Genomic DNA, 26,943 nt, shown 5'->3' with positions numbered 1-26,943 from the left:
CAGCCCGGGAAGTTGAGTACGCGTACTCAGGCGCCTCCCGCGAAATCGCCGCACGCTGGAACCATGCTGTGGTCCGACCCCGAGAACGAACCGCCGAAGGAACTGCGCGACACGCAGGACATGCTCCGGCGCCTGAGCGTGTTCCTGGCACTGGCCATGGTGCTCGCGATGATCGTGATCGGGTTGCGCTGACCGGACTACTCTGACCGCATGACCGATCAGCCGCGCCGCCGACTCGTGCTCGCCTCCCAGTCACCCGCTCGCCTGAACCTGCTGCGCCAGGCCGGCCTCACCCCCGAGGTGCTCGTGAGCGGGGTCGACGAGGACGCCGTCTCCGCCCCCACCCCCGCCGAACTCGCCCTCGCCCTCGCCGAGGCGAAGGCCTCCGTCGTGGCCGCGAAGCCCGAGGTCAAGGGTGCGCTGGTGATCGGCTGCGACTCGGTGCTCGACCTGGACGGCGAGGCACTGGGCAAGCCCGCCGACGCCGAGGAGGCGACGGCCCGCTGGAAGGCCATGCGCGGGCGCGCGGGCACCCTCCAGACCGGCCACTGCGTCTACGACACGACGAGCGGCCGGTACGTCTCCGCGGTCGCCTCCACCGTCGTCCACTTCGGCGAGCCGACCGACGAGGAGATCGCCGCGTACGTCGCCTCCGGCGAACCCCTCTACGTCGCGGGGGCGTTCACGCTGGACGGCCGTTCGGCCCCGTTCATCGAGGGCATCGACGGCGACCACGGCAATGTGATCGGCCTCAGCCTGCCGCTGCTGCGCCGGCTGCTGGCCGAGCTGGGCGTCGGCATCACGGAGTTGTGGGCGCCGCCGGAGGCGTGAGCGGCTGCGTGTCGTGCGGCTCCGCCGCGGCCGGCTCCCGCCCTCCGTCGTAGGTCACCAGCACGAGCACGATCAGCCCGAGCATCACGAGCATGAAGAGGAACGACGACCAGCCGATCAGCGCCCAGGCGACCGCGGCCAGCAGGCCGTGCACCACGGCGGCGCTGATCAGCAGGATCCGGCCGAGGCCGGCGGGCTGCCGGTCGCGGACCGCCACCAGCAGGGCGACCAGCGCGCACATCGCGAAGTAGAGGCCGAAGACGATCCCGCCGATCTTCGAGGACATCGACATCGCGTCCGGGTCCAGACCGGCCAGCGACATGTTCTGCGCGTCGACGAGCGTGCCCATGATCCAGTTCAGCGCCGCCACGCCGAGAGCCTCGGCGAGGAGGACCACCGCCACGACCCACGCCACCGGTCTGCGTATCACCCGGTTCCCACCCACTTTCGAGCCGCGCTCTTGATACCCGACGTACGTTCAATACAGCGCGAACGCTACTAACGGGTAAACCCTGGGACAAGGGTTCGGCCGCGGGCAAAGAATCATTGGGCCATTCGTAGGGACTCCACAAAGAATCGGAGTGGTCCGCAGCACGCTCTCACAGAGACCTTGACCACAGAGGAGGGCTAGGGTTTCCGGGAGGAGCCCTGCGTACCGAGGTGCGACAAGGGATTTCGCGGGTCGTGCATGCTCGTATCACGCTCCGTGTGGGGAAGGTCACCACAGGGGACGGGTCGAAGAGCCGTGTCGGCAGTCCCTAAACTCGGCTTGTTTCAAGGAGGGAGCCTCAATCGTGCGCAAGGTGCTCATCGCCAACCGTGGCGAAATCGCTGTCCGCGTTGCCCGGGCCTGCCGGGATGCCGGTATCGCGAGCGTGGCCGTGTACGCCGACCCGGACCGGGACGCTCTGCATGTCCGCGCCGCGGATGAGGCGTTCGCCCTGGGCGGTGACACCCCGGCCACCAGCTACCTGGACATCGGCAAGGTCCTGGGCGCCGCGCGGGAGTCGGGCGCGGACGCCATCCATCCGGGTTACGGCTTCCTCTCCGAGAACGCCGAGTTCGCGCAGGCGGTCCTGGACGCGGGCCTGATCTGGATCGGCCCGCCCCCGCAGGCCATCCGCGACCTGGGTGACAAGGTCGCCGCCCGGCACATCGCCCAGCGGGCCGGTGCCCCCCTGGTGGCCGGCACCTCCGACCCGGTCTCCGGTGCCGACGAGGTCGTGGCCTTCGCCGAGGAACACGGCCTGCCCATCGCCATCAAGGCCGCCTTCGGCGGTGGCGGCCGCGGCCTGAAGGTCGCCCGCACCCTCGAAGAGGTCCCCGAGCTGTACGACTCCGCGGTGCGCGAGGCGGTGGCCGCCTTCGGCCGCGGCGAGTGCTTCGTCGAGCGGTACCTGGACCGCCCCCGGCACGTGGAGACCCAGTGCCTGGCCGACAAGCACGGCAACGTGGTCGTTGTCTCCACCCGTGACTGCTCCCTGCAGCGGCGCCACCAGAAGCTGGTCGAGGAGGCGCCGGCGCCCTTCCTGTCCGAGGAGCAGGTGGCCGAGCTGTACCGGGCCTCCAAGGCGATCCTGAAGGAGGCCGCCTACGAGGGCGCGGGCACCTGTGAGTTCCTCGTCGGCCAGGACGGCACGATCTCCTTCCTGGAGGTCAACACCCGTCTGCAGGTCGAGCACCCGGTCACCGAGGAGGTCGCCGGCATCGACCTGGTGCGCGAGATGTTCCGCATCGCCGACGGCGAGGAACTGGGCTACGGCGACCCCGAACTGCGCGGCCACTCCTTCGAGTTCCGCATCAACGGCGAGGACCCGGGCCGCAACTTCCTGCCCGCCCCCGGCACCGTCACGAGGTTCGAGGCACCCTCCGGTCCCGGCGTGCGCCTGGACGCGGGCGTGGAGTCCGGCTCGGTCATCGGCCCGGCCTGGGACTCCCTGCTGGCCAAGCTGATCGTCACCGGCGCCACCCGCGCACAGGCCCTGCAGCGCGCCGCCCGCGCCCTGGAGGAGTTCCAGGTCGAGGGCATGGCCACCGCCATCCCCTTCCACCGCAAGGTGGTCACCGACCCGGCGTTCGCCCCCGAGCTCACCGGCAGCCAGGACCCCTTCACGGTCCACACCCGCTGGATCGAGACCGAGTTCGTCAACGACATCAAGCCCTTCGCGGCCCCGGCCGACACCGACGCCGAGGACGACACCGACCGCGAGACGATCGTCGTCGAGGTCGGCGGCAAGCGCCTGGAGGTCTCCCTGCCCTCCTCCCTGGGCATGTCCCTGGCCCGCACCGGCCTCGCGGCGGGCGCCAAGCCCAAGCGCCGGGCGGCCAAGAAGTCCGGTCCGGTGGCCTCCGGTGACACCCTCGCCTCCCCGATGCAGGGCACGATCGTCAAGATCGCCGTGGAGGAGGGCCAGGAGGTCAAGGAGGGCGACCTGATCGTCGTCCTCGAAGCGATGAAGATGGAGCAGCCGCTCAACGCGCACAAGGCCGGCACCGTCAAGGGCCTGTCCGCGGAGGTCGGGACCTCGATCACCTCGGGCTCCGCGATCTGCGAGATCAAGGACTGAGCAGCCGTACGACTCCCGAGGCGCCCCGCGAACCGAAGCAGTCGGTCCGCGGGGCGCCTCGCTTCCCCGTCCCCCGACACGGTGGTACGACATGGCCCCCGACGAACCGGAACGGGCCGCCGCAGGCATCCAGGGGCGCGGGACTGTGTCCCTATGCGGCTCCGCCGCGTGGGCGCACAACGCCCGCCCCCACCCGCACAGCCGCCGCAGCCCACGGCCCCGCCCCTCAAGCCGCCCGCCCAAAAAGCCTCAGCGGCGCCGTAGATCCGCCACCCGAGCCCGCTCCGCGCCCGCAGTCGGGTCGCTCAGGGCCGTGGCCGTTCGAAAGCCGGGGCCCGCCGACGGGAGCTGGCCGCGGCGGGGGCCCGGTACGGGCACGTCCCGGCGCTGTTGCTGCCGCGCCGGGACCTGATCACCCCCCGGTGCTCCCGACGCGCCGGCCACGGCGATCTGCACCCCCTGGTCGGCGAGCGCCTGGAGTTCCGTGCCGGCCCGGTCGTCGTGGGCCGGGGGTTCGTCCGTGACCAGGCGGGTGATGATGTCCGTGGGTACGGTCTGGAACATGGTGTCGGTGCCGAGCTTGGTGTGGTCGGCGAGGACCACGACCTCCGCGGCGGCCTGCACCAGCGCCCGGTCCACGGACGCGGAGAGCATGTTGGACGTGGAAAGGCCGCGCTCGGCGGTGAGCCCGCTCCCGGAGAGGAAGGCGCGCGAGACCCTGAGTCCCTGGAGCGACTGTTCCGCCCCCGAACCCACCAGGGCGTAATTGGAACCGCGCAGGGTGCCGCCGGTCATCACGACCTCCACCCGGTTGGCGTGGGCCAATGCCTGGGCCACCAGGAGGGAATTGGTCACGACCGTCAGCCCGGGAACCCGGGCGAGCCGGCGGGCCAGTTCCTGTGTGGTGGTACCCGCCCCCACCACAATGGCCTCGCCTTCTTCGACGAGACCCGCGGCGAGATCGGCGATGGCCGTCTTCTCGGCGGTCGCGAGATGCGATTTCTGCGGAAAGCCGGACTCTCGCGTGAACCCGCCCGGCAATACCGCACCGCCATGCCGGCGGTCGAGGAGTCCTTCTGCCTCCAGTGCGCGCACGTCCCGCCGTACGGTCACTTCGGAGGTCTGGACGACGCGGGCGAGCTCACGGAGCGACACGGCTCCATTGGCTCGCACCATTTCGAGGATCAATTGGCGACGTTCTGCAGCGAACACGAAACTGACAGTAACCCCAACGACCGTCTGGTTTCAGCAGTATGCGCCGAATTACCGAAGTTGTTCGCACAGTAGGACGGGGAGTGGTATAGGGCCTAATCTCCCCGCCTATGCCGCACGAATGGTCGACGACTCCCTGTGACCAGGCAGGAATCGCTTTCGGCCGTCAGGCTCCCTCGATCTCCTTGCGCGTGTGCAACTGCCGCGCCACCTCGGCGATCGACCCGGAAAGGGAGGGGTAGACGGTGAACGCGTTCGCGATCTGTTCGACCGTCAGATTGTTGTCGACCGCGAGCGAGATGGGATGGATCAGTTCCGAGGCGCGGGGCGCGACGACGACACCGCCGACGACGATCCCGGTGCCCGGCCGGCAGAAGATCTTGACGAAGCCGTCGCGGATGCCCTGCATCTTGGCACGCGGGTTGCGCAGCAGCGGCAGCTTCACGGACCGGGCGTCGATCTTGCCGCTGTCCACGTCGGACTGCGAGTACCCGACGGTGGCGATCTCGGGGTCGGTGAAGACGTTCGACGAGACCGTCTTCAGGTTCAGCGGGGCCACCGCGTCGCCGAGGAAGTGGTACATGGCGATACGCCCCTGCATGGCGGCCACGGAGGCCAGCGCGAACACCCCGGTCACGTCACCGGCGGCATACACACCCGGAGCGGTCGTCCTGGACACCTTGTCGGTCCAGATGTGCCCGGACTCGCGCAGCTTGACGCCCGCTTCCTCGAGGCCCATCCCGGCGCTGTTGGGAATGGCACCGACGGCCATCAGACAGTGCGAGCCGGTGATGACCCGGCCGTCCGCCAGCGTGACCTCGACCCGGTCCCCGACCCGCTTGGCGGACTGGGCACGGGAGCGCGCCATGACGTTCATGCCCCGACGGCGGAAGACGTCCTCGAGGACCGCGGCCGCGTCCGGGTCCTCACCCGGCAGCACGCGGTCCCGCGACGACACGAGCGTGACCTTCGACCCGAGCGCCTGGTAGGCCCCGGCGAACTCGGCACCGGTGACACCGGAACCGACCACGATGAGCTCTTCCGGCAGCTCGTCGAGGTCGTAGACCTGGGTCCAGTTGAGAATGCGCTCGCCGTCGGGCTGGGCGTCGGGCAGCTCACGCGGATGCCCACCCGTGGCGATCAGCACGGCGTCCGCGACGAGCGTCTCCTCGCTCCCGTCCACGGCCCGCACCACGACCTTGCGCGACCCGTCGAGGGCCTGCATGCCCTCCAGACGGCCACGCCCGCGCAGCACCCGGGCCCCGGCACGCGTCACGGAGGCCGTGATGTCGTGCGACTGGGCAAGGGCGAGCCGCTTCACACGCCGGTTGACCTTGCCGAGGTCGACGCCCACCACCCGGGCGGCCTGCTCCAGAGGTGGGGTGTCATCGGCGACGATGATCCCCAACTCCTCGTACGACGAATCGAAGGTCGTCATGACCTCGGCCGTAGCGATAAGGGTCTTCGACGGCACGCAGTCGGTCAGCACCGACGCTCCGCCCAGACCGTCGCAGTCGACGACGGTCACCTCCGCGCCGAGCTGGGCGGCCACCAGGGCCGCCTCGTATCCGCCGGGTCCGCCACCGATGATCACGATCCGAGTCACGTACTCCATTGTCCCGTACGACGCGGGGTGCCACGGCCTGGGGGGCACCCCGAGACGCCACTGTTACGGGAGAGACACCGGGGACTGCTGCCGTACCCTCGACCCATGTCGCTCTACGCCGCCTATGCCGGCAACCTCGACGCGCGGCTGATGACCCGCCGCGCCCCGCACTCGCCGATGCGCGCCACGGGGTGGCTGAACGGGTGGCGGCTGACCTTCGGGGGCGAGCACATGGGCTGGGAGGGCGCACTGGCGACGATCGTCGAGGACCCCCTCTCCCAGGTGTTCGTGGCGCTCTACGAGATCGCCCCCGCCGACGACGAGTCGATGGACCGGTGGGAAGGCGTGGGCCTGGACATCTACCGCCGCACACGCATGCGGGTCCACACCCTGGAGGGTGAGGAGCACGCCTGGACCTACGTCCTGAACGGCTACGAGGGCGGTCTGCCCTCCGCCCGCTACCTCGGCGAGATCGCGGACGCGGCGGAGTCCGCGGGCGCGCCCCACGACTACGTCATGGAACTCCGCAAGCGCCCCTGCTGAGCGCCGTTGGCCGGAAACGACAAGACAACGATCGCCATCACGTCAGCTCCGTCATCTACGCGCGTAGGCCCGGACCGGCTACCCTCATCCGCGTGAACGCATCTCTTCTTCCGGACGACATCCAGGGCGACCCCCACACCGCCGCCGACGCCGCCGCCGCGCGCCTGCGCGAACTGACCGGCGCCGAGACCCACGACGTCGCCCTCGTGATGGGCTCCGGCTGGGCACCGGCCGTGGACGCCCTCGGTGCCCCCGACGCCGAGTTCCAGGTCACCGAGCTGCCCGGTTTCCCGCCGCCGGCGGTGGAGGGACACGGCGGCAAGATCCGCTCGTACCAGATCGGTGAGAAGCGGGCCCTGGTCTTCCTCGGCCGCACCCACTACTACGAGGGCCGCGGGGTGGCCGCCGTCGCGCACGGCGTCCGTACGGCGGTGGCCGCCGGCTGCAAGACCATTGTGTTGACGAACGGCTGCGGCGGCCTCCGCGAGGGCATGCGCCCCGGCCAGCCGGTCCTGATCAGCGACCACCTCAACCTCACGGCGACCTCCCCGATCATCGGCGCCAACTTCGTCGACCTGACCGACCTGTACTCCCCCCGCCTGCGCGCCCTGTGCAAGGAGATCGACCCGACCCTGGAGGAGGGCGTCTACGCCCAGTTCCCGGGCCCGCACTACGAGACGCCGGCCGAGATCCGCATGGCCCGCGTCATCGGCGCGGACCTGGTGGGCATGTCGACGGTCCTGGAAGCGATCGCCGCGCGCGAGGCGGGTGCGGAGGTCCTCGGCATCTCCCTGGTGACGAACCTCGCCGCGGGCATGACGGGCGAGCCGCTGAACCACGAGGAGGTCCTCCAGGCGGGCCGCGACAGCGCGACACGGATGGGTTCCCTGCTGGCGCAGGTGCTCGGACGGCTCTGACGCTGCAGGGGGTGCCGCGTGTTGTCGTCGGGCGGCTGCGGGCCGGTGGGGGCTGATCGCGCAGTTCCCCGCGCCCCTGGGTGGGACTCGTGCACCCGCGTACGGCGGCCGGCGTCCGTTACCGAGCCCTGCTCAAAGGGACCGAGCCGCCGTACCGAGGACGGACACCCCCCATCCCGGCACCGACCCACCCGCCGAACCGCGCGCGCTACACACGCCCCCACCGGACCGGAACAGGCCGCCGCAGGCATATAAGGGGCGCGGGGAACTGCGCAGAAAACGCCCGCCCCCACCGGACCCGCACCCGAACACGACCGACAACGAGAGGCTGACGCAACCGTGCACGACGATCTCATCGCCCGGGCCCGCACCTGGCTCGCCGAGGACCCCGACCCGGACACCCGCGACGAGCTCGCGGGGCTCATCGAGGCCGGAGACGTCACCGAACTCACCGCCCGTTTCAGCGGCACCCTCCAGTTCGGCACCGCCGGCCTCCGCGGCGAACTCGGCGCGGGCCCCATGCGCATGAACCGCGCGGTCGTCATCCGGGCCGCCGCCGGCCTCGCCGCGTACCTCAAGAAGCACGGCAGCACCGACGGCCTCGTCGTCATCGGCTACGACGCCCGCCACAAGTCGGAGGACTTCGCGCGGGACACCGCCGCCGTGATGACCGGCGCCGGACTGAACGCGGCGGTCCTCCCCCGCCCCCTCCCCACCCCCGTCCTCGCGTTCGCGATAAGGCACCTCGGCGCCGTGGCCGGCGTGGAGGTCACCGCCAGCCACAACCCGCCCCGCGACAACGGCTACAAGGTCTACCTCGGCGACGGCTCCCAGATCGTGCCGCCCGCCGACGCGGAGATCGCCGCGGAGATCGACGCGATCGCCTCCCTGAACGACGTCCCGCGCCCCGACACCGGCTGGGAGAGCCTCGACGACGGCGTCCTGGACGCCTACCTCGCCCGTACGGACGCCGTACTCGCCGAGAACTCCCCCCGCACCGCCCGCACCGTCTACACCGCGATGCACGGCGTCGGCAAGGACACCCTCCTCGCCGCCTTCGCCCGCGCCGGCTTCCCCGCCCCGGACCTCGTCGCGGAGCAGGCCGAACCCGACCCCGACTTCCCGACCGTCGCCTTCCCCAACCCGGAGGAACCGGGTGCGATGGACCTGGCCTTCGCGAAGGCCGGGGAGACCAACCCGGACCTGATCATCGCGAACGACCCCGACGCGGACCGCTGCGCGGTGGCGGTCGAGGAGAACGGCACCTGGCGCATGCTCAGGGGCGACGAGGTGGGCGCCCTCCTCGCCGCCCACCTGGTGTCCCGCGGAGCGCAGGGCACCTTCGCCGAGTCGATCGTCTCCTCCTCCCTCCTCGGCAGGATCGCCGAGAAGGCGGGCCTGCCCTACGAGGAGACCCTCACCGGCTTCAAGTGGATCGCCCGCGTGGAGGGCCTGCGCTACGGCTACGAGGAGGCCCTCGGCTACTGCGTGGACCCCGAGGGCGTACGGGACAAGGACGGCATCACCGCGGCCCTCCTCATCACGGAACTCGCCTCCGAGCTGAAGGAACAGAACCGCACGCTCCTCGACCTCCTCGACGACCTCGCCGTGACACACGGCCTGCACGCCACGGACCAGCTCTCCGTCCGCGTGGAGGACCTGTCGGTCATCGCCCGGGCGATGGAGCAGCTCCGCGAGCACCCGCCGACCGAGCTCGCGGGCCTGCCCATCACCAGGGCGGAGGACCTCACCGAGGGCACGGACAAGCTCCCGCCCACCGACGGCCTGCGCTACACCCTCACCGGCGCCCGGGTCGTCGTCCGCCCGAGCGGCACCGAGCCGAAGCTGAAGTGCTATCTGGAAGTGGTCGTCCCGGTCCCCGCACACGCCGACCTCCCGGCGGCCCGTGCCCGGGCGACGGACCTCCTGGCCGCCATCAAGCGAGACCTGTCGGCGGCAGCCGGCATCTGACCCCGTCCCCGTCCCCCGCGTCCCTCAGGGGCGCGGGGCTGTGACATCAGCGGCTCCGCCGCGCGGCGCGACCAGCCACCACGGGCCCGCGGCCGCCCGACAACCGCTCCCGGCACCGCGGGAGCCGTCACCCCACAGCCACCAGAATCGCCAGCAGCACCGCCCCGGCCACCGCAGGCCCCACGATCTCGTACGCCCACCGCACGGCAACCTCGCCCTGGGACGTCTTGGCCGCCCCCCGCGCCTCCAGCGTCTCGCGCAGATCGTCCATGATCTTGTCGGTCTCGGCCCGGGTCGGCCCCTCCGGGGCGGGCGTACGGCCGCCGAAGCCGTCCGGCTGCATTCCGCCGCCGAACAGGCCGAGGCCCCTGCCGGAGCCGCCGCCCGCGGCCTGCCGGGCCGACTGCCGGGCCGCCTTCTTGCGGCCGCGCAGGGAGACCGGGATCGCCCACAATTGGTACTTGCCGCCGGACTTGACGAACACCTCGTTCGAGTAACCGGAGCGGAACATCTCGACCTCGCCCCACGGCACGACGATCACGCGGAAGGGGTTGCGGACGCGCAGCCGGTCGTCGTTCGCGAAGACGGCCGGGCGCAGGGTGAAGGCGATCACCAGCGGTACGACGAGGATCAGCGCGGCGAGCGCGAGCCACGGCGTGCGGCCGGTGCCGGAGACGACGGCGTCGATGCCGAGCCAGCCGATGATGACGAGGAGGAGGAAGCCGCCGATCAGCGCCATGGGTGAGCGGTAGATGCGGTCCCTGGACTCGGGGGGTGCGGTCGTCATGAGGCCGATCCTAAGCGCCGTCCGGGTCGGTGCTCATGTGCGGGTGCCCTGCGGGTGCCCGCAGAACCCGTACTCCGGGGTGTACAGCCGCTACGCGCGTAGATATGCTCGTCTGGTGACCATGCCCACCACTGCATCAGCCGCACACCCGCTCACGGACGTGACCGCGTCCGACAGCTCGCTGCGCCGGTTCCTTCACGGGCTGCCCGGCGTGGACGCGGTCGGCCTGGAGGCGCGAGCCGCCTCCCTCGGTACGCGTTCCATCAAGACGACCGCGAAGGCGTACGCCATCGACCTCGCCATCTCGATGGTCGACCTGACGACGCTGGAAGGCGCGGACACCCCGGGCAAGGTCCGGGCGCTCGGCGCGAAAGCGGTCCGCCCCGACCCGACCGACCGGACGGCCCCCGCCACGGCCGCGGTCTGCGTCTATCCCGACATGGTGGCCGTCGCCAAGGAGGCCGTCGCCGGTTCCGGCGTGAAGGTCGCCTCGGTCGCCACCGCGTTCCCGGCCGGGCGTGCCGCCCTGGACGTGAAGCTGGCCGACGTGCGCGACGCCGTGGCCGCCGGTGCCGACGAGGTCGACATGGTCATCGACCGCGGCGCGTTCCTCTCCGGCAGATACCTGAAGGTGTACGACGAGATCGTCGCCGTGCGCGAGGTCTGCGGTACGGACGCCCGGCTCAAGGTCATCTTCGAGACCGGCGAGCTGTCGACGTACGACAACATCCGCCGCGCGAGCTGGCTCGGCATGCTGGCGGGCGCGGACTTCATCAAGACGTCCACCGGCAAGGTCGCGGTGAACGCGACCCCGGCGAACACCCTGCTGATGCTGGAGGCGGTGCGCGACTTCCGCGCCCAGACCGGCGTCCAGGTGGGCGTGAAGCCGGCCGGCGGCATCAGGACGTCCAAGGACGCCATCAAGTTTCTCGTACTGGTCAACGAGACGGCGGGCGAGGACTGGCTGGACAACCACTGGTTCCGCTTCGGCGCCTCCTCGCTCCTGAACGACCTGCTGATGCAGCGTCAGAAGCTGGCCACCGGCCGCTACTCCGGCCCCGACTACGTGACGGTGGACTGATCACCATGACACCTGCATCCGCATTCGAGTACGCACCGGCACCCGAGTCACGCTCGGTCGTCGACATCGCCCCCTCCTACGGCCTGTTCATCGACGGCGAGTTCGTGGAAGCGGCCGAGGGCAAGGTCTTCAAGACCGTCTCGCCGTCCACCGAGGAGGTCCTGTCCGAGATCGCCCAGGCGGGCGAGGCGGACGTCGACCGGGCGGTGCTGGCCGCCCGCAAGGCCTTCGAGAAGTGGTCCGCGCTGCCCGGCTCCGAGCGCGCCAAGTACCTGTTCCGCATCGCCCGGATCATCCAGGAGCGCAGCCGCGAGCTCGCCGTACTGGAGACCCTGGACAACGGCAAGCCCATCAAGGAGACCCGCGACGCCGACCTCCCCCTGGTCGCCGCGCACTTCTTCTACTACGCGGGCTGGGCCGACAAGCTGGAACACGCCGGTTTCGGTACCGCGCCCAAGCCCCTCGGCGTGGCCGGCCAGGTCATCCCGTGGAACTTCCCGCTGCTCATGCTGGCGTGGAAGATCGCCCCGGCGCTGGCGACCGGCAACACGGTGGTGCTCAAGCCCGCCGAGACGACCCCGCTGTCCGCCCTGTTCTTCGCGGACATCTGCCGCCAGGCGGGCCTGCCCCGGGGTGTCGTCAACATCCTTCCGGGCTACGGCGACACGGGCGCCGCGCTCGTCGCGCACCCGGACGTGAACAAGGTGGCCTTCACCGGCTCCACGGCCGTGGGCAAGGAGATCGCCCGTACGGTCGCCGGCACCCGCAAGAAGCTGACCCTCGAACTGGGCGGCAAGGGCGCCAACATCGTCTTCGACGACGCCCCGATCGACCAGGCCGTCGAGGGGATCGTCACCGGCATCTTCTTCAACCAGGGCCAGGTCTGCTGCGCGGGCTCCCGGCTCCTGGTCCAGGAGTCGATCCAGGACGAGCTGCTGGACTCCCTCAAGCGCCGCCTGTCCACCCTCCGCCTCGGCGACCCGCTCGACAAGAACACCGACATCGGCGCGATCAACTCCGCCGAACAGCTCTCGCGGATCACCTCGCTCGTCGAGCAGGGCACGGCCGAGGGCGCCGAGCCCTGGTCCCCGGAGTGCGAACTCCCCTCCTCCGGCTACTGGTTCGCCCCGACGCTCTTCACCAACGTCACCCAGGCGCACACCATCGCCCGCGACGAGATCTTCGGCCCGGTCCTGTCGGTCCTCACCTTCCGCACCCCGGACGAGGCCGTCGCCAAGGCCAACAACACCCAGTACGGCCTCTCGGCGGGCATCTGGACGGAGAAGGGTTCGCGGATCCTGGCGGTGGCGAACAAGCTCCGGGCCGGGGTCGTCTGGTCCAACACGTTCAACAAGTTCGACCCGACGTCGCCCTTCGGCGGCTACAAGGAGTCGGGCTTCGGCCGCGAGGGCGGCCGCCACGGCCTGGAGGCGTACCTCGATGTCTGAGCGCAATGACCGTCTGAGCGTCTTCAAGACCTACAAGCTGTACGTCGGCGGGAAGTTCCCGCGTTCCGAGAGCGGCCGGGTGTACGAGGTGACCGACGCAAAGGGCAAGTGGCTGGCGAACGCGCCGCAGTCGAGCCGCAAGGACGCCCGTGACGCGGTCGTGGCCGCGCGCAAGGCGTTCGGCGCCTGGTCCGGGGCCACCGCCTACAACCGCGGCCAGATCCTGTACCGGGTCGCGGAGATGCTGGAGGGCCGCAGGACGCAGTTCGTCCACGAGGTGGCCGACGCCGAGGGCCTGTCGAAGTCCAGGGCGGCCGAGCAGGTCGAGGCGACGATCGACCGCTGGGTCTGGTACGCGGGCTGGACCGACAAGATCGCCCAGGTGGTGGGTGGCGGCAACCCGGTGGCCGGCCCGTACTTCAACCTGTCCTCCCCCGAGCCGACGGGCGTGGTGGCCGTCCTGGCCCCGCAGGAGTCGTCGTTCCTGGGCCTGGTCTCGGTGCTCGCCCCGGTGATCGCCACGGGCAACACGGCGGTGGTGATCGCCTCGGAGAGGTTCCCGCTCCCCGCCCTCTCCCTGGGCGAGGTCCTGGCCACCTCCGACGTCCCCGGAGGCGTGGTCAACGTCCTCTCGGGCCGTACGGCGGAGATCGCGGCCCCGCTGGCGTCCCACCAGGATGTCAACGCCATCGACTTGGCGGGCGCGGACGAGGTCCTCGCGAAGGAGCTGGAGATCGCGGCGGCGGACAACTTGAAGCGGGTCCTGCGTCCACAGCCTGTGGACAACTGGACGGCGACTCCGGGCATCGACCGCCTGACGGCGTTCCTGGAGACGAAGACGGTGTGGCACCCGACGGGGTCGCTGGGCGCGTCCGGCTCCGCGTACTGACAGCGGGCCGCGACACCGCGGAGCCGCGCCCTCCCTCCGTCCGGGGAAGGCGCGGCTCCGTGCCGAAGCGGCCGTGTGTCCGGTTCAGTTGCTCAGTAGTCCCGCCACCTGCCCCACCACCGGCATGCTGCCGATCGACTGCGCCTGCGCGACCGGTCCGGTCAGCGCCTGCGACGTCAGCGGCTGGAAGTCCGCCAGCTGGGTCCCCAGCCCGTTGTCCAGCGGGTCCACTCCCGTGCCCGCCAGCGGGTTCGGCTTGAGGCCGGCGACCGGGCCGGTGACGTAGCCGACCGTGCCGGTGAGGGAGCGGAGCCCGGACTGGGGGTCGATGTTGCCGAGCGAGGTGGGCCGGGTGTGCAGCACGTCGACCACCGGCTCGGTGTCCGCGGCGGCCGCCCCGGCGCCGGCGCCGAGTGCGACACCTGCGGTCGCGAGGGCGGTGAGGGTGCGCTGGACGGTCGGGTTCGCGTGTCGGGCCATCGTTTCTGCCACCTTTTTTGTGCACTGGGTAAGCGTGTCGACACGAAGGGTAGTTGAGGTGTGACGCGCGCTTCAAAGCCAACCCGCGGGGTCGATGAACAGCGGGTGAATGCCTCACACTGGTGTCCCGTGAGCTCCCAACCGCCCATACCGACGCGAGTCGTGCTGCTCTGCGGCCCCTCCGGCTCCGGCAAGTCCCTTCTCTCGGCCCGTTCCGGTCTTCCGGTCCTCCGGCTCGACGACTTCTACAAGGAGGGCGACGACCCGACGCTGCCGCTGGTGGCGGGGAGCTCCGACATCGACTGGGACCACCCCGGATCGTGGGACGCGGACGCCGCGGTGGCCGCGATCGTCGAACTGTGCCGCACGGGCCGCACGAAGATCCCGGTCTACGACATCTCGCTGAGCGCCCGCACCGGCGAGGAGGCGGTCGAGATGGGCCGGACCCCGCTGTTCATCGCGGAGGGCATCTTCGCCGCCGAGATCGTCACCCGCTGCCGGGAGCTCGGGGTGCTGGGCGACGCGCTGTGCCTGAGCCGGGGTCCGGTGCGCACGTTCCGCCGCCGGTTCCTGCGGGATCTGCGCGAGGGCCGCAAGTCCGTGCCGTTCCTGCTGCGCCGCGGCTGGCGCCTGATGCGCCTGGAGCGCTCGATCGTCGCCCGCCAGACCGCGCTGGGCGCCCACCCGTGCGACAAGGACGAGGCCCTGGCCCGCCTCACCGTAGCGACGGCGGGCCACCACCCGGCCGCTGCCCCGGCGGCCTGAGCGGCCCGGCCGAACGACTTGGGCGCCTTCTCCGTCGTAGGACCAAAGACACGGTCCCTGCGGAAAGGAAGCCCATGACGACGGCACGGCTGGTCATGACGGTGGCGATACTGGCGGTGGTCGCCGGCAGCGCGTCGGGGTGCTCGTCCGGCGGCGAGGCCGCGTCCTCCTGTGCGGGGGTGGTGAGATATGAGAACCGCGACTATCTGCCCACCGGGGACGAGGACTTCACCGTCGGAGTGCGGCTGGGCACGGCCCGCATCCCGGAGTGCGACGACACCCCGAGCGATCCCGAAGTCGCCATTCCCGAAGGCACGACCGGCGCGTACGCCGTCGAGGGCAGGGATCCCGCCGAGGCCATCGCCGTCGGGGACTCGCCTGCCCGGGCCAGGCTCATGGAGATCGGCTGAGCACACACCAAAGCGGGACCGGACGGGCCCCCCGGCCCTCCAGTCCCGCTTCTCGGTGCTCCCCCGCAGGTCCCCCGTGACCCCCCGTTGGTCCCCCCACGGGTACCGGCCCCCCAGCCGGTACCCCTGGTCCCCGTCCCCCCGTGTCGTGCTTCCCCCGACCCTCAGGCGACGAGCTCCCCGAAGGCGTTCTCCTCGTCACGGCCGAAGCTGAGGACCTCGTCCTCCCGCAGGCGGCGCAGGGACCGCCAGATGCTGGACTTCACCGTGCCGACACTGATGTCGAGGATCTCCGCGATCTCCGGGTCGGTGCGGCCCTCGTAGTAACGGAGGACCAGCATCGTGCGCTGGAGTTCGGGGAGCCGGGCGAGCGCCTGCCACAGGACCGCGCGCAGTTCCGTGCCGCGCATCGCGTCCGTGTCGCCGGGCGTCTCCGGCAGTTCCTCGGTCGGGTATTCGTTCAGCTTGCGGCGGCGCCACGCGCTGATGTGCAGATTCGTCATGGTGCGGCGGAGGTAGCCCCCGACCGCGGCCTTGTCGCTGATCCGGTCCCACGCCCTGTACGTCGAGAACAGCGCGCTCTGGAGCAGGTCCTCGGCCTCGAAGCGGTCACCGGTCAGGTGGTAGGCGGTGGCGTACAGGGAGGCGCGGCGCTCCTGGACGTAGGCGGTGAACTCCGCCTCCGACAGCGAGCGACGCTCCCCCGAGTCCTCCCTGTACGACGATCCCCCGTGCGATTCCCCCGTGGAGGTGTCAACCACCGCCACGTACGCGGTGTGCTGACGCCCGGTGCCGCGAGCGCACCCCCGCCCGCTCACGGCACCGGACTCCTTGGAACCCCGGCCCCCGTTCACGTCGTGCAGCCGAGTGATCACTGCGCTGGTGCTGATGCTGTGCAGCGTGTTCATCTCGCGCCCCCCGTCGTGGACTTCCGGTGTTCGGCTTGCTCAGGCGGTGGTTCCTTGCCTGTGCCGAGAACTCTGCCAACGCACCTTCATGACCGTGTCCGCCGACTGTCACAGACCTGTCACAGGGCCCGGTCTCAGGAATTGCACAGCGGACCCACGGACGGGTGCCGTACGGACTGCCTGTCCCCACAGGTCGTACCGCACCCCCTCCATGGGCCAGAATGAGCCCGTGCCTTCCCTGTTGCTGATCGAGGACGACGACGCCATCCGTACGGCCCTGGAGCTGAGCCTCACGCGCCAGGGCCACCGGGTTGCCACCGCTGCCACCGGCGAGGACGGCCTGAAGCTGCTGCGTGAGCAGCGGCCGGACCTGATCGTGCTGGATGTGATGCTGCCCGGCATCGACGGGTTCGAGGTGTGCCGGCGCATCCGGCGCACCGACCAGCTGCCGATCATCTTGCTGACCGCGCGCAACGACGACATCGACATCGTCGTCGGACTGGAGTCCGGCGCCGACGACTATGTCGTCAAACCGATCCAGGGGCGGGTGCTGGACGCCCGGATCCGGGCCGTGCTGCGCCGCGGGGAACGCGAGTCGACCGACGCGGCGAGCTTCGGCTCCCTGGTCATCGACCGCGCGGCCATGACCGTGACGAAGAACGGCGAGGACCTCCAGCTCACCCCGACCGAGCTCAGGCTGCTCCTGGAGCTGAGCCGGCGGCCCGGCCAGGCCCTGTCCCGCCAGCAGTTGCTGCGGCTGGTCTGGGAACACGACTACCTCGGTGACTCGCGCCTGGTGGACGCCTGTGTCCAGCGGCTGCGCGCCAAGGTCGAGGACGTGCCGTCGTCCCCGACGCTGATCCGTACCGTGCGGGGCGTGGGTTACCGGCTGGACACGCCTCAGTGACCGAAGCACAAGGGGGGTTCCGCGGCTGGTTCGCGGCTCGCAAGGGCGTGTGGTCAGGGCTGCGTTTCACCAGTCTGCGGCTGCGGCTCGTCGTCGTCTTCGGCCTGGTGGCGCTGACCGCGGCCGTGTCCGCGTCCGGGATCGCCTACTGGCTCAACCGCGAGGCGGTCCTCACCCGCGCCCAGGACGCGGTGCTGCGGGACTTCCAGCAGGAGATGCAGAACCGCGCGGGCGCCCTGCCGGAGAACCCCACGCAGGACGAACTCCAGCAGGCGGCCGGGCAGATGGCGGGCAGCAGCCAGCGCTTCGGCGTGCTGCTCGTGTCCTCCGACGCCGACGGCAGGACGGTGTACGGCAACTCGGGCGCCCTGGACGGCTTCACGCTCCAGGACGTGCCCGTGTCGCTGCGCGAGGCGGTGAACGAGAAGCAGAAGGTCGACTCCGCCAACAAGTACGCCTACCACCTGTACTGGCAGCGGACCGTCGACCACGACACCCCGTACCTGGTCGCCGGCACCCGGGTGATCGGCGGCGGCCCGACCGGTTACATGCTCACGTCGCTCGAACCGGAGGCCAAGGACCTCAACTCCCTCGCCTGGTCGCTGGGTATCGCCACCGGGCTCGCCCTGATCGGCTCCGCGCTGCTCGCGCAGGCCGCCGCGACGACCGTACTGAAGCCGGTGCACCGGCTGGGAGTCGCCGCCCGGCGGCTCGGCGAGGGCAAGCTGGACACCCGGCTCAGGGTGTCGGGCACCGACGAACTCGCCGACCTGTCACGGACGTTCAACTACGCGGCCGAGGCGCTGGAGAAACGGGTCGAGGACATGTCCGCCCGCGACGACGCCTCCCGGCGGTTCGTGGCGGACATGAGCCATGAGCTGCGGACGCCGCTCACCGCGATGACCGCCGTGACGGAGATCCTGGAGGAGGAGCTGGAGGCCGAGTCCGGCTCGATGGACCCGATGATCGAACCGGCCGTGCGGCTGGTGGTGAGCGAGACCCGCAGGCTGAACGACCTGGTCGAGAACCTGATGGAGGTCACCCGCTTCGACGCGGGTACGGCCCGGCTGGTCCTGGACGACGTCGACGTGGCCGACCAGATCACCGCGTGCATCGACGCGCGCGCGTGGCTGGACGCGGTGGAGCTGGACGCCGAGCGCGGCATGCACGCCCGTCTCGACCCGCGCCGCCTCGACGTGATCCTGGCCAACCTGATCGGCAACGCCCTCAAGCACGGCGGCTCCCCGGTGCGGGTGGCGGTGCGCACGGCGGACGACGAGATCGTCATCCGGGTCAGCGACCACGGCCCCGGCATCCCCGAGGACGTCCTCCCGCACGTCTTCGACCGCTTCTACAAGGCCAGCGCCTCCCGCCCGCGCTCCGAGGGCAGCGGCCTGGGCCTCTCGATCGCCCTGGAGAACGCCCACATCCACGGCGGCGAGATCACCGCGGCGAACTCCCCCGGCGGGGGCGCCGTCTTCACGCTGCGGCTTCCCCGGGACGCCTCGGAGCTGGCGGAACAGCTCATGGAGGCCAAGAAGGACGACGACAAGGCGAAGAAGGGACAGCCGTGATGCGCCCGGAGGGACGACGGACGCGGCGGGCGGACGCAGCGCGCGCCGGACTGGACGTGCCGCGGCTGCTGGCGCTCCCGCTGCTCGCCCTGCTGGTCGCCGGATGCGGGATCCGGCCCACCGAGGTGCCCACCGACTTCGGTCCCGCGCCCTCACGGGTGCGGTGCTCGCTGTCCGAGCCCGACGCCGCGGAGCCGTCCTCGCACGGGCTGGCCGTGCAGGTGTTCCTGCTGTGCGGGTCGTCGCTGGTGGCCGTGGACCGGAGCCTCAGGGTTCCCGACGGGACCGCCGACTCCCAGCGGCGGGTGCTGGTCGCGCAGGGGCTCCTCGACCAGCTCGCCGAGAACCCGTCGACGGCCGAGCGGGAGGCCGGCTACCAGACGTACGTCCGCGGCGGCATGACCGTCGGCGGGCCGCGCCCCAAGGACCCCGACGACACGCTCCGGCTGAGCACCCCGCCCGCCGAGCTCTCCGCGTACGCCCTCGCCCAGGTCGTGTGCACCTTCTCCGACTCGGCTGCGGCCGAGGGCGACGGCTCCGTCATCCTCGGCGGCCCCACGACCGCACCGCTGCGCCGCTACGACTGCACGGACGAGGTCCGTTCCCAGCCGAACAGCCACCAGCCGCCGTCGACCGAGGTGACGGGCGGCTGACGCGGGTCCGGCCACCCCGTGTGGCGCAGCCCTCACCCGGGTACCCCGGGCGTTCCGGAACCGATCGTGCCGAGCGGGGCGTCTAGGGGATCGTGCAGCGTCAAGGCTTCGTAGGCGGCAATGCCGCCCTTCGCGTCCGTGTGGCAGGAGGTGCCCTCCTCGTCGCACACCTCGCGTTCGTCGCCTGGTTCACGCTGCGTCCGCTGGACGTGCCCTGGGTCGTCCCGGCCAATCTGCATCCGTTCGCCGGCATCCGCGCCGACCTCGCCCTCCGCGGGCGGGAGGCGGCCCTGCGGATCGGCGAGGGGCTCGCGCTGCTGGCCCCGCTCGGTCTGCTGCTCCCGATGGTGCACGGCCGGCTGTGGGCGTCGCCCGTCGGTTCCCTGATCCGCACCTGTGTCGCGGGCGCGCTGATCTCCCTGGGCATAGAGCTGCTCCAGACCGGCGTCCCCGGCCAGGTCGTCGACATCGACTCCCTGTTCCTGAACACGGCGGGCGTCGCCCTCGCGCACCTCGTCGTCGTGCCGGCGGTGCGCCACTCGCTGCGCCGCAGGACCGAGCGGCGCCGGCGCACCACCGTCCGCCAGGAGGAGCCGGCTCAGGGTAGGACCCCGACGATTCCCAGGGTCGGGATCGCACCGTAGAGCGACGCTTTGTGGCGTTCGTCTCCGTAGCGTTGAAGACAGCTGGAGAGGGTCACCCGGACCCGACCCCGACGCTCACGAAGGAGCCGCAATGTCCCGCCTCGCCCGCCCCACCAACGGCCGCATGATCGGCGGAGTGTGTGCCGCGCTGGCACGGCGCTTCGGCACCTCCGCGACCACGATGCGCGTGATCTTCCTGGTGTCCTGTCTGCTGCCGGGCCCGCAGTTCCTGCTCTACATCGCGCTGTGGATCCTGTTCCCCTCGGAGGACAAGGCCCAGACCGCCTGGTGACCTCTGTGCACGGACGCCGGTGGGGCGCACTCCCGAGATCTCGGGGGTGCGCCCCACCGGCGCGTGCGAGGAGCGGCGGGTCAGCCGATCGGCAGACCGTTGAGGCCGGTGCCGCTGCCGGGCAGGACCTGGCCGACCGGCAGGCCGCCGAGGAGACCGGCGAGGGGCCCGGTCGGGCCGTCGGAGAGCACCTTCTCGACGGCGGGCTGCGCGGCCGAGACGCCCGTGGCGAGCGCCGGCTGGGCCTGCGTCAGCGCCTCACCGGCGCCCGGCAGCGCCTTGGTGACGTTCTCGGTGGGGAGCCCCTGGGAGACGGAGCCGAGCGCCTGAGTGGCGTCCGGGACCGCCGGAGCGGCGTTCGCGGCACCCGCGCCGGCGGCGGCGAAGGCGGCACCGAGGGCGGCGACACCGAGGGTCTTGGCAGCAGACTGCTTCATGAAATGCGTCCTCGAAATGGGTTTACGGGATGTCAGCGGTCCACGAACGTAAACACGGGAGCCCGCCCACCGCAAACATCGAAATGCGGACGGATGGTGAACACCCGCCCGCATTCCACACCCGAGGATTTCCTCTCTCAGCTCTCCTCGGCCACAGAACCGCTGGTGGAGGCGGTCTGCTGGAACAGCCATTCGGATTTCAGCTCGGCATATCCGGGCTTGACGACGTCATTGATCATCGCGAGTCGTTCATCGAAAGGAATGAACGCTGATTTCATCGCATTGACGGAGAACCACTGCATGTCGTCGAGCGAATAACCGAACGCGTCGACAAGGTGCTCGAATTCCCGGCTCATGCTGGTGCCGGACATCAGCCGGTTGTCGGTGTTCACGGTGGCCCGGAAGTGCAGGCGCCGCAGCAGCCCGATCGGGTGCTCGGCGTACGACGACGCGGCCCCGGTCTGGAGATTGGAGCTGGGGCACAGCTCCAGCGGGATCCGCTTGTCCCGGACGTAGGAGGCGAGCCGTCCGAGCTTGACCGTGCCGTCCTCGTGGACCTGGATGTCGTCGATGATGCGCACGCCGTGCCCGAGCCGGTCGGCGCCGCACCACTGCAGGGCCTGCCAGATGGACGGCAGCCCGAAGGCCTCGCCGGCGTGGATGGTGAAGTGGTTGTTCTCGCGCTTGAGGTACTCGAAGGCGTCGAGATGACGGGTGGGCGGGTACCCGGCCTCGGCGCCCGCGATGTCGAAGCCCACGACCCCGAGGTCCCGGTAGCGGTTGGCGAGTTCGGCGATCTCCAGGGCACGGGCCGCGTGCCGCATGGCGGTGAGCAGGGCGCCGACGCGGATGCGGTGGCCGTTGGCCCTGGCCCTCCGCTCGCCTTCACGGAAGCCCTCGTTGACTGCCTCGACGACCTCTTCGAGGGTCAGCCCCTTCTCCAGGTGCTGCTCGGGGGCGTACCGCACCTCGGCGTAGACGACTCCGTCCGCGGCGAGGTCCTCGGCGCACTCGGCGGCGACCCGGGTGAGTGCCTCGCGGGTCTGCATGACGCCGACGGTGTGCGAGAAGGTCTCCAAGTACCGCTCCAGCGAACCGGAGTCGGCGGCCTCGCGGAACCAGACGCCCAGCCGGTCCGCGTCGGTGTCGGGGAGCGCGGTGTACCCGGTGTCCCGGGCGAGGTCGACGATCGTGCCGGGGCGCAGCCCGCCGTCGAGGTGGTCGTGCAGCAGAACCTTGGGTGCCCGGCGGATCTGGTCCGGGCTCGGGGGGTTCCCCCTCCGGTCAGTCTGGCTCGTCATTTACGCACTCTAACTCCTACGCGCGTAGAGCGCCCGCTGTACGAATCCGCCGATACGTAACGGTGACCGCCCGGCCCCGTGTCGTACCCCCCGCGCTTCTGACACTGTTCTGTCATGGCACAGCAAGCGACGCCGGTTCGCAGCGCCCGACTGGGCAGGACACTCGGCCCGGAGCCGGCGGCGGTGAGCGGGGTGGTGCTGCTCCTCCCGGGCGGCGACGAGACCTCTCTGCGCAGACCCGCCTCGATGCGACTGCCCTCCGCCGTAAGGGCGTTGGGACGACGACTCGCCCGCGCGGGGCACGCCGACGGGCTCGCGGCACACCTGGTGCACTACCGCTATCGCGGCTGGAACGGCAGCGAGGCGCATCTCGCGCACGACGCGACCTGGGCCGCCGACGAGGTCGTACGGCGCTACGGCGACGTCCCCGTGTCCCTGGTCGGCATCGACATGGGCGCACGGGCCGCGCTGCACGCGGGCGGGCACGAGGCCGTCAACTCCGTGGTGGCGGTCGCTCCCTGGCTGCCCGAGGAGGATGTGGCGGCCGATCCGGAACCGGTCAAGCAGCTCGCGGGGCGCCGGGTCTTGATCGTGCACGGGACCAACGACCAGCAGACGGACCCCGAGTTGTCGTTCCGGTTCGCGTCCCGGGCGAAGAAGGCGAACCGGGAGGTGTGCCGGTTCGAGGTGCACTCCGACGGGCACGGACTGCATCAGTACCGGGCCGAAGTGCACGCGCTGACCGAGGACTTCGTGATGGGGGCACTGTTCGGGCGGGTGCTGTCACGGCCGGTGCAGGACGCGCTGGCCGCTCCGCCGCCGTTGGGGCTGCGTATGCCGCTCGCCTCCGGGTTCGGGCGGCGGCGGTAGGCCGGGGCAGCGGGGTCGTGGGTCAGGGCAGCGGGGTCGCAGGTCAGGGCAGCAGGTTCCCCCTTCTCGACAGCAGGAACTTCTTGAAGGCGGCCACCGGGGGTGTGTCCGGGTGGCCGTCGAGCCAGGCGACGCCGATCTCGCGGGCCGCCCGAGGGGCCGTGACCGTCAGTTCCACGACTCCCGGGCGCGGGAAGGCCGGCGGTGGCAGAAGGGCCACGCCCAGTCCTGCCGCCACCAGCCCCCGCAAGGTCTCCGCCTCTTCGCCCTCGAAGGCGATGCGGGGCTTGAACCCGGCCTCCTGGCAGAGGTCGTCGGTGATGCGGCGCAGACCGTAACCGGGCTCCAGGGTGACGAAGGACTCCTCGGCGGCCTCGGCGAGGCGCACCCGCCTGCGGCCCGCGAGCGGGTGGTCGGCGGGAACCACGAGCCGCAGCTTCTGTTCGTCGAGGCGACGGGCCACGAGGTCGGGGGCGTCCGGGACCGGTGAGGTCAGGCACAGGTCCAGCTCGCCCGCGCGCAGGCGTTCGATCATCGCCTCGCCGTAGTTCTGGACCAGGCTGAACCGGACGCGGGGGTGGTCTGCGCGGAAGGCCCGGATGAGGCCGGGAACCGTCTCCGAGCCCATGGTGTGCAGAAAGCCGAAGGCGACCTTGCCGGTGGCCGGGTCGGCGTCGGCACGAACCTCGTCGGCGGCGCGCCGGATCTCGGCGAGGGCGCGGTCGACGGAGCCGAGGAAGGTGCGGCCGGCGGGGGTCAGGGAGACCGTGCGGCCGATGCGGGCGAAGAGGTCGACGCCGAGATCCTGCTCGAGGCGGACCATGGCCCGCGAGAGCGTCGACTGCGGTACGTCCATCTCCTGGGCGGCGCGGGTGACGTGCTCGGTGCGGGCCACTCGGGCGAAGTAGGCGAGCCGCGGGGCCAGCAACATCACCATGTCTTCTGTGTCACTGGACGGTGACAGACGCACCTGTGACCTCTGCTGATGCTCCATGGGAACGATTATGGCGAATCCATGCATTGGACGGATGAGCGCGGCCGTACGTAACTTCGAAGCATGCCTGCCAGTACCGAGGCGTCCACCCGCGTGGGCGCCGTATCCCCCGCCGCATCCCCCGCCTCTGCCACCGTCGACTCCCGTCTGACCCCGGGCGGCCCCGGCTACCGCCGGATGAGCTTCGCCCTCTTCCTCGCCGGTGTCGCGACCTTCGCACTGCTGTACTCCACGCAGGCCCTTCTCCCGCTGATCTCGGGCGAGTTCGGGGTCGCGGCGAGCGAGGCGAGCTGGACGGTGGCGGCGGCGACCGGCGGCCTGGCGCTGTTCGTGCTGCCGATGAGCGCCCTCTCCGAGCGCTTCGGACGCCGTACGGTCATGACGGCGTCGCTGGCGGTCGCGGTGACGGTCGGGATCCTGGTCCCCTTCGCACCCTCGCTGACCACGCTGGTCGTGCTGCGGGCGGTACAGGGTGCGGCCCTGGCGGGACTGCCCGCCTCCGCGACGGCGTATCTCGCCGAGGAGGTCCGGCCGAAGGCGCTGGTCACGGCGATCGGCCTGTTCGTCGCCGGCAACAGCGTCGGCGGGATGAGCGGCCGGGTCATCACCGGCTGGGTCGCGCAGGAGTGGGGCTGGCGGGTGGCCGTGGGGGTCATCGGCGCGCTCGCGGTGGCCTGCGCGGTGGCGTTCCGCCTGCTGCTGCCGGCGCCGAAGCACTTCGTGGCGGGCTCGCTGCGGCCGCGGGTACTGCTCGGCACGGTCCGCGGACACCTGGGCGACCCGTTGCTGCGCCGCCTCTACGCCATCGGCGCGCTGTTCATGACGGTCTTCGGCGGCGTGTACACGGTGATCGGCTACCGGCTGACCGAGGCGCCCTTCTCCCTCCCCCAGGGCATCGTCGGCTCGATCTTCCTGGTCTACCTGGTGGGCACGGTGTCCGCGTCGACGGCGGGCCGGCTCGTCGGTCGCCTGGGCCGCCGGGGCGCGCTGTACGCGGCGGGCGGTACGACGGCCGCGGGCCTGCTGCTCTCCCTGGCCGACTCCCTCGGGCTGGTGCTGCTGGGCCTGGTCCTGATCACCGGGGGCTTCTTCGCCGGGCACGCGGTGGCGTCCTCGGCGGTCAGCAAGACGGCCACCCACGGCCGCGCCCAGGCCTCGGCCCTCTACCAGTCCGCCTACTACATCGGCTCCAGCGCGGGCAGCACGGTCGGCGCGCTCGCCTTCCACGCGGGCGGCTGGGGCGGAACCGTCGGGGTCGGACTGCTGGCGGTGCTCGGCGTGGTGTCGATCACCGTCCTCGGAACGCGTGCGGCCCGGGCCCAGCAGCGGCTCGCGACGGCCTGAGCCGCACGTTCTGCTTCCCCCTGGCCGGGGTCGGCCGGTCAGGGGGACGCTCTTTTGGTGGGACGGGTAGGGCCGGTGCCGGTGAGAACCCTCTGACCTGCGCGTTCACCCACTCGGCACGCCATTGTCAGACCTCTGCGGTAGTTTCCGAGTAGTGGGCGCAAAGGCGCGGCACAGCACGGCCACAGGGGTGGGTGGACGATGACGGACGCTACGGCTACGACGACAGACCTCGACGTCAGGCTCGAGAAGCACCGCACGGAGCTGACGGGGTACTGCTACCGCATGCTCGGCTCCTCCTTCGAGGCCGAGGACGCGGTGCAGGACACGATGGTGCGGGCCTGGCGGAGCTACGACAGGTTCGAGGGCCGTTCCAGTCTCCGCTCCTGGCTGTACCGGATCGCGACCAACGTCTGTCTGGACATGCTGACGGCGGGCAACAAGCGCGCCCGCCCCATGGACCTCACCGAATCGACGCCCCTCGCCCAGGCCGCCCTGTCCCCCCGCCCGGACCACACCTGGCTGGAGCCGATGCCGGACAACCGCATCCTGCCCACCGTCGAGGACCCGGCCGAGGCGGCGGTGGCCAAGGAGACCGTGCGGCTCGCCTTCATGGCCGCCCTGCAGCAACTGCCGCCCAAGCAGCGCGCGGTGCTGATCCTGCGCGAGGTGCTGGCCTGGAAGGCGAGCGAGGTCGCCGAACTCCTCGACACCTCCGTCGCCTCGGTCAACAGCGCCCTCCAGCGCGCCCGCGCCACCCTCGCCGAGCGGGAGGAGCACGGCGCCGACGCGGCCGTCTCCGACCCGCTGGACGAGGAGCAGCAGAAGCTCCTGGACCGCTATGTGAAGGCGTTCGAGGGCTACGACATGACGGCTCTGACGGCTCTCCTCCACGAGGACGCCATCATGACGATGCCGCCGTTCGACCTGTGGCTGACGGGCCACGACGACATCACGGGCTTCATGACGACCCTCGGCTCGGCCTGCGAGGGCTCCCGTCTGGTGCCGGTGCAGGTCAACGGCATGCCGGGGTTCGCCCAGTACAAGCCGGACCCGGACAAGGGCGGTCACATCCCGTGGGCGGTCCAGGTGCTGGAGATCTCAGACGGCAGGCTCACCGGGTTCCACTTCTTCCTCGACACCCAGCGCTGGTTCCCCCTGTTCGGCCTGCCCCTCCACCTCGAAGCGGAGGCCGACGAGGTCGAGGAGGGCGTGTAGCCCGGGATCGGGGTCACGCAGTCTGATCCGGCCCCCGGCGCGCCGGGCCGCGAGCTGCAGCCGGGCGAGCAGATCGACGACGGCGAGGCCCGGCGGTCCCAGCCCGGCGACATCGCACACCACCACCCCGGCGCGGGTCGTGCGCAGCAGGGCCCGGACCTCGTCGCCGAGCCCCGTCACCTCGTCCCGGGTGACGGGGCCGGCCAGCACGAGTACAGCGGGTGTCATGGCGTCCACGATCGGTAGACCTGGCGGGCGGGCGTAACTCATCGGCCGACGCCCCGACCGCGCGGG

At 71.1% G+C, this 26,943-nt stretch carries 29 protein-coding genes; 19 read left to right on the top strand and 10 right to left on the bottom strand.

What is annotated here, in order from left to right; all coding sequences use genetic code 11:
- Positions 1–63: 63 nt before the first annotated feature.
- On the top strand, positions 64–192 hold the full coding sequence (gene mmpB, locus ACGFWE_RS18350; RefSeq protein ID WP_352389017.1) for a morphogenic membrane protein MmpB: 129 nt from the start codon (positions 64–66) through the stop codon (positions 190–192).
- Positions 193–210: 18 nt separating this feature from the next.
- Positions 211–831: a nucleoside triphosphate pyrophosphatase gene (locus ACGFWE_RS18345; protein WP_352389018.1), complete on the top strand. Its 621-nt coding sequence runs from the start codon at positions 211–213 to the stop codon at positions 829–831.
- On the opposite strand, the gene ACGFWE_RS18340 is transcribed toward ACGFWE_RS18345, so the two are convergent.
- Positions 800–1,261, bottom strand: a complete 462-nt coding sequence (locus ACGFWE_RS18340) for a hypothetical protein (protein ID WP_393600469.1) — start codon at positions 1,259–1,261, stop codon at positions 800–802. The two genes, ACGFWE_RS18345 and ACGFWE_RS18340, sit on opposite strands and share 32 nt — an antisense overlap.
- 364 nt (positions 1,262–1,625) lie before the next feature.
- On the opposite strand from ACGFWE_RS18340, the gene ACGFWE_RS18335 reads away from it, so the two are divergent.
- Positions 1,626–3,398, top strand: coding sequence for an acetyl/propionyl/methylcrotonyl-CoA carboxylase subunit alpha (locus tag ACGFWE_RS18335; RefSeq protein WP_393600468.1), 1,773 nt, complete (start codon positions 1,626–1,628; stop codon positions 3,396–3,398).
- 249 nt (positions 3,399–3,647) lie between these two features.
- Here ACGFWE_RS18335 and ACGFWE_RS18330 read toward each other — a convergent pair whose 3' ends face one another.
- Together ACGFWE_RS18330 and ACGFWE_RS18325 are read right to left on the bottom strand one after the other, a co-directional pair.
- The gene (locus ACGFWE_RS18330; protein WP_352389021.1) at positions 3,648–4,610 is read right to left on the bottom strand and encodes a DeoR/GlpR family DNA-binding transcription regulator; all 963 of its coding nucleotides are present in this window, start codon (positions 4,608–4,610) and stop codon (positions 3,648–3,650) included.
- 166 nt (positions 4,611–4,776) lie between these two features.
- On the bottom strand, positions 4,777–6,225 hold the full coding sequence (locus ACGFWE_RS18325; RefSeq protein ID WP_352389022.1) for an NAD(P)H-quinone dehydrogenase: 1,449 nt from the start codon (positions 6,223–6,225) through the stop codon (positions 4,777–4,779).
- Positions 6,226–6,321: 96 nt separating this feature from the next.
- Between ACGFWE_RS18325 and ACGFWE_RS18320 the strand changes: the two genes are divergently transcribed.
- The 3 genes from ACGFWE_RS18320 (at position 6,322) to ACGFWE_RS18310 (ending at position 9,647) form a co-directional block, all read left to right on the top strand.
- Positions 6,322–6,759, top strand: a complete 438-nt coding sequence (locus tag ACGFWE_RS18320) for a gamma-glutamylcyclotransferase (RefSeq protein WP_007384315.1) — start codon at positions 6,322–6,324, stop codon at positions 6,757–6,759.
- Positions 6,760–6,851: 92 nt separating this feature from the next.
- Positions 6,852–7,676 carry a purine-nucleoside phosphorylase gene (locus tag ACGFWE_RS18315; protein ID WP_352389023.1) on the top strand — a complete coding sequence of 275 codons (825 nt, stop codon included), beginning with the start codon at positions 6,852–6,854 and terminating at the stop codon, positions 7,674–7,676.
- 339 nt (positions 7,677–8,015) lie between these two features.
- On the top strand, positions 8,016–9,647 hold the full coding sequence (locus ACGFWE_RS18310; protein ID WP_393600467.1) for a phospho-sugar mutase: 1,632 nt from the start codon (positions 8,016–8,018) through the stop codon (positions 9,645–9,647).
- Between the two features lie 127 nt (positions 9,648–9,774).
- Here the strand turns inward: ACGFWE_RS18310 and ACGFWE_RS18305 are convergent, their stop codons facing one another.
- Positions 9,775–10,434 carry a PH domain-containing protein gene (locus ACGFWE_RS18305; RefSeq protein ID WP_393600466.1) on the bottom strand — a complete coding sequence of 220 codons (660 nt, stop codon included), beginning with the start codon at positions 10,432–10,434 and terminating at the stop codon, positions 9,775–9,777.
- A gap of 121 nt (positions 10,435–10,555) precedes the next feature.
- Here ACGFWE_RS18305 and deoC point away from each other — a divergent pair, with 121 nt between their 5' ends.
- Genes deoC through ACGFWE_RS18290 form a run of 3 tightly spaced genes read left to right on the top strand, consistent with a single transcriptional unit; the run spans position 10,556 to position 13,852 of the window.
- Positions 10,556–11,515, top strand: a complete 960-nt coding sequence (gene deoC / locus ACGFWE_RS18300; protein ID WP_352389268.1) for a deoxyribose-phosphate aldolase — start codon at positions 10,556–10,558, stop codon at positions 11,513–11,515.
- Between the two features lie 5 nt (positions 11,516–11,520).
- Entirely contained in the window at positions 11,521–12,963 is a 1,443-nt protein-coding gene (locus tag ACGFWE_RS18295) for an aldehyde dehydrogenase family protein (RefSeq protein WP_393600465.1), read from the top strand.
- Positions 12,956–13,852: an aldehyde dehydrogenase family protein gene (locus ACGFWE_RS18290; protein ID WP_352389027.1), complete on the top strand. Its 897-nt coding sequence runs from the start codon at positions 12,956–12,958 to the stop codon at positions 13,850–13,852. Before ACGFWE_RS18295 ends, ACGFWE_RS18290 begins: the two co-directional genes overlap by 8 nt.
- 84 nt (positions 13,853–13,936) lie before the next feature.
- Here the strand turns inward: ACGFWE_RS18290 and ACGFWE_RS18285 are convergent, their stop codons facing one another.
- A complete protein-coding gene (locus ACGFWE_RS18285; protein WP_352389028.1) occupies positions 13,937–14,332 on the bottom strand; it encodes a hypothetical protein in 396 nt (131 codons plus the stop codon).
- A gap of 60 nt (positions 14,333–14,392) precedes the next feature.
- Here ACGFWE_RS18285 and ACGFWE_RS18280 point away from each other — a divergent pair, with 60 nt between their 5' ends.
- Positions 14,393–15,097, top strand: a complete 705-nt coding sequence (locus tag ACGFWE_RS18280; protein WP_393600464.1) for a uridine kinase — start codon at positions 14,393–14,395, stop codon at positions 15,095–15,097.
- 74 nt (positions 15,098–15,171) lie between these two features.
- Positions 15,172–15,507: a DUF6281 family protein gene (locus ACGFWE_RS18275; protein WP_352389030.1), complete on the top strand. Its 336-nt coding sequence runs from the start codon at positions 15,172–15,174 to the stop codon at positions 15,505–15,507.
- Positions 15,508–15,671: 164 nt separating this feature from the next.
- On the opposite strand, the gene ACGFWE_RS18270 is transcribed toward ACGFWE_RS18275, so the two are convergent.
- A complete protein-coding gene (locus tag ACGFWE_RS18270) occupies positions 15,672–16,415 on the bottom strand; it encodes a SigE family RNA polymerase sigma factor (RefSeq protein ID WP_393600463.1) in 744 nt (247 codons plus the stop codon).
- A 229-nt stretch (positions 16,416–16,644) separates the two neighbouring features.
- Between ACGFWE_RS18270 and afsQ1 the strand changes: the two genes are divergently transcribed.
- From afsQ1 to ACGFWE_RS18245, 5 genes are all read left to right on the top strand, one after another.
- Entirely contained in the window at positions 16,645–17,322 is a 678-nt protein-coding gene (gene afsQ1 / locus ACGFWE_RS18265) for a two-component system response regulator AfsQ1 (RefSeq protein WP_037718821.1), read from the top strand.
- Positions 17,319–18,896 carry a HAMP domain-containing sensor histidine kinase gene (locus ACGFWE_RS18260; protein WP_352389032.1) on the top strand — a complete coding sequence of 526 codons (1,578 nt, stop codon included), beginning with the start codon at positions 17,319–17,321 and terminating at the stop codon, positions 18,894–18,896. Before afsQ1 ends, ACGFWE_RS18260 begins: the two co-directional genes overlap by 4 nt.
- Complete coding sequence (locus ACGFWE_RS18255) at positions 18,896–19,549, top strand: hypothetical protein (protein WP_393600798.1); 654 nt, start codon at positions 18,896–18,898, stop codon at positions 19,547–19,549. The genes ACGFWE_RS18260 and ACGFWE_RS18255 overlap by 1 nt, the downstream gene beginning before the upstream one ends.
- A 92-nt stretch (positions 19,550–19,641) precedes the next feature.
- Positions 19,642–20,193 carry a VanZ family protein gene (locus ACGFWE_RS18250; protein WP_393600462.1) on the top strand — a complete coding sequence of 184 codons (552 nt, stop codon included), beginning with the start codon at positions 19,642–19,644 and terminating at the stop codon, positions 20,191–20,193.
- Positions 20,194–20,284: 91 nt separating this feature from the next.
- Positions 20,285–20,485, top strand: a complete 201-nt coding sequence (locus tag ACGFWE_RS18245) for a PspC domain-containing protein (RefSeq protein WP_123762707.1) — start codon at positions 20,285–20,287, stop codon at positions 20,483–20,485.
- Between the two features lie 80 nt (positions 20,486–20,565).
- On the opposite strand, the gene ACGFWE_RS18240 is transcribed toward ACGFWE_RS18245, so the two are convergent.
- Positions 20,566–20,922, bottom strand: a complete 357-nt coding sequence (locus ACGFWE_RS18240; protein WP_352389034.1) for an ATP-binding protein — start codon at positions 20,920–20,922, stop codon at positions 20,566–20,568.
- Between the two features lie 137 nt (positions 20,923–21,059).
- Positions 21,060–22,223, bottom strand: coding sequence for an adenosine deaminase (locus tag ACGFWE_RS18235; protein WP_393600461.1), 1,164 nt, complete (start codon positions 22,221–22,223; stop codon positions 21,060–21,062).
- Positions 22,224–22,337: 114 nt separating this feature from the next.
- On the opposite strand from ACGFWE_RS18235, the gene ACGFWE_RS18230 reads away from it, so the two are divergent.
- A complete protein-coding gene (locus ACGFWE_RS18230) occupies positions 22,338–23,093 on the top strand; it encodes an alpha/beta hydrolase (protein ID WP_352389036.1) in 756 nt (251 codons plus the stop codon).
- 43 nt (positions 23,094–23,136) lie between these two features.
- Here the strand turns inward: ACGFWE_RS18230 and ACGFWE_RS18225 are convergent, their stop codons facing one another.
- The gene (locus tag ACGFWE_RS18225) at positions 23,137–24,087 is read right to left on the bottom strand and encodes a LysR family transcriptional regulator (RefSeq protein WP_393600460.1); all 951 of its coding nucleotides are present in this window, start codon (positions 24,085–24,087) and stop codon (positions 23,137–23,139) included.
- 63 nt (positions 24,088–24,150) lie between these two features.
- On the opposite strand from ACGFWE_RS18225, the gene ACGFWE_RS18220 reads away from it, so the two are divergent.
- Both ACGFWE_RS18220 and ACGFWE_RS18215 read left to right on the top strand, forming a co-directional pair.
- Positions 24,151–25,431, top strand: coding sequence for an MFS transporter (locus ACGFWE_RS18220; RefSeq protein WP_393600459.1), 1,281 nt, complete (start codon positions 24,151–24,153; stop codon positions 25,429–25,431).
- Between the two features lie 201 nt (positions 25,432–25,632).
- Complete coding sequence (locus ACGFWE_RS18215; RefSeq protein WP_352389039.1) at positions 25,633–26,649, top strand: sigma-70 family RNA polymerase sigma factor; 1,017 nt, start codon at positions 25,633–25,635, stop codon at positions 26,647–26,649.
- Here the strand turns inward: ACGFWE_RS18215 and ACGFWE_RS18210 are convergent.
- The gene (locus ACGFWE_RS18210) at positions 26,533–26,919 is read right to left on the bottom strand and encodes an STAS domain-containing protein (protein ID WP_352389040.1); all 387 of its coding nucleotides are present in this window, start codon (positions 26,917–26,919) and stop codon (positions 26,533–26,535) included. The two genes, ACGFWE_RS18215 and ACGFWE_RS18210, sit on opposite strands and share 117 nt — an antisense overlap.
- Between the last annotated feature and the right edge of the window lie 24 nt (positions 26,920–26,943).

Origin of the sequence: Streptomyces sp. NPDC048523, from assembly GCF_043199815.1 — a bacterium.
GTDB lineage: Bacteria > Actinomycetota > Actinomycetes > Streptomycetales > Streptomycetaceae > Streptomyces.
This window is presented reverse-complemented; position numbering and strand designations above follow the sequence as displayed.

What these genes read in the sequence shown, in the direction of transcription:
- mmpB (WP_352389017.1), top strand. Translation starts at nt 64, where the DNA reads ATGCTGTGGTCCGACCCCGAGAACGAACCGCCGAAGGAACTGCGCGAC.
- ACGFWE_RS18345 (WP_352389018.1), top strand. Translation starts at nt 211, where the DNA reads ATGACCGATCAGCCGCGCCGCCGACTCGTGCTCGCCTCCCAGTCACCC.
- ACGFWE_RS18325 (WP_352389022.1), bottom strand. Translation starts at nt 6,225, where the DNA reads ATGGAGTACGTGACTCGGATCGTGATCATCGGTGGCGGACCCGGCGGA.
- ACGFWE_RS18320 (WP_007384315.1), top strand. Translation starts at nt 6,322, where the DNA reads ATGTCGCTCTACGCCGCCTATGCCGGCAACCTCGACGCGCGGCTGATG.
- ACGFWE_RS18305 (WP_393600466.1), bottom strand. Translation starts at nt 10,434, where the DNA reads ATGACGACCGCACCCCCCGAGTCCAGGGACCGCATCTACCGCTCACCC.
- deoC (WP_352389268.1), top strand. Translation starts at nt 10,556, where the DNA reads ATGCCCACCACTGCATCAGCCGCACACCCGCTCACGGACGTGACCGCG.
- ACGFWE_RS18295 (WP_393600465.1), top strand. Translation starts at nt 11,521, where the DNA reads ATGACACCTGCATCCGCATTCGAGTACGCACCGGCACCCGAGTCACGC.
- ACGFWE_RS18290 (WP_352389027.1), top strand. Translation starts at nt 12,956, where the DNA reads ATGTCTGAGCGCAATGACCGTCTGAGCGTCTTCAAGACCTACAAGCTG.
- ACGFWE_RS18285 (WP_352389028.1), bottom strand. Translation starts at nt 14,332, where the DNA reads ATGGCCCGACACGCGAACCCGACCGTCCAGCGCACCCTCACCGCCCTC.
- ACGFWE_RS18275 (WP_352389030.1), top strand. Translation starts at nt 15,172, where the DNA reads ATGACGACGGCACGGCTGGTCATGACGGTGGCGATACTGGCGGTGGTC.
- ACGFWE_RS18270 (WP_393600463.1), bottom strand. Translation starts at nt 16,415, where the DNA reads ATGAACACGCTGCACAGCATCAGCACCAGCGCAGTGATCACTCGGCTG.
- ACGFWE_RS18255 (WP_393600798.1), top strand. Translation starts at nt 18,896, where the DNA reads ATGCGCCCGGAGGGACGACGGACGCGGCGGGCGGACGCAGCGCGCGCC.
- ACGFWE_RS18245 (WP_123762707.1), top strand. Translation starts at nt 20,285, where the DNA reads ATGTCCCGCCTCGCCCGCCCCACCAACGGCCGCATGATCGGCGGAGTG.
- ACGFWE_RS18240 (WP_352389034.1), bottom strand. Translation starts at nt 20,922, where the DNA reads ATGAAGCAGTCTGCTGCCAAGACCCTCGGTGTCGCCGCCCTCGGTGCC.
- ACGFWE_RS18235 (WP_393600461.1), bottom strand. Translation starts at nt 22,223, where the DNA reads ATGACGAGCCAGACTGACCGGAGGGGGAACCCCCCGAGCCCGGACCAG.
- ACGFWE_RS18230 (WP_352389036.1), top strand. Translation starts at nt 22,338, where the DNA reads ATGGCACAGCAAGCGACGCCGGTTCGCAGCGCCCGACTGGGCAGGACA.
- ACGFWE_RS18225 (WP_393600460.1), bottom strand. Translation starts at nt 24,087, where the DNA reads ATGGAGCATCAGCAGAGGTCACAGGTGCGTCTGTCACCGTCCAGTGAC.
- ACGFWE_RS18220 (WP_393600459.1), top strand. Translation starts at nt 24,151, where the DNA reads ATGCCTGCCAGTACCGAGGCGTCCACCCGCGTGGGCGCCGTATCCCCC.
- ACGFWE_RS18215 (WP_352389039.1), top strand. Translation starts at nt 25,633, where the DNA reads ATGACGGACGCTACGGCTACGACGACAGACCTCGACGTCAGGCTCGAG.
- ACGFWE_RS18210 (WP_352389040.1), bottom strand. Translation starts at nt 26,919, where the DNA reads ATGAGTTACGCCCGCCCGCCAGGTCTACCGATCGTGGACGCCATGACA.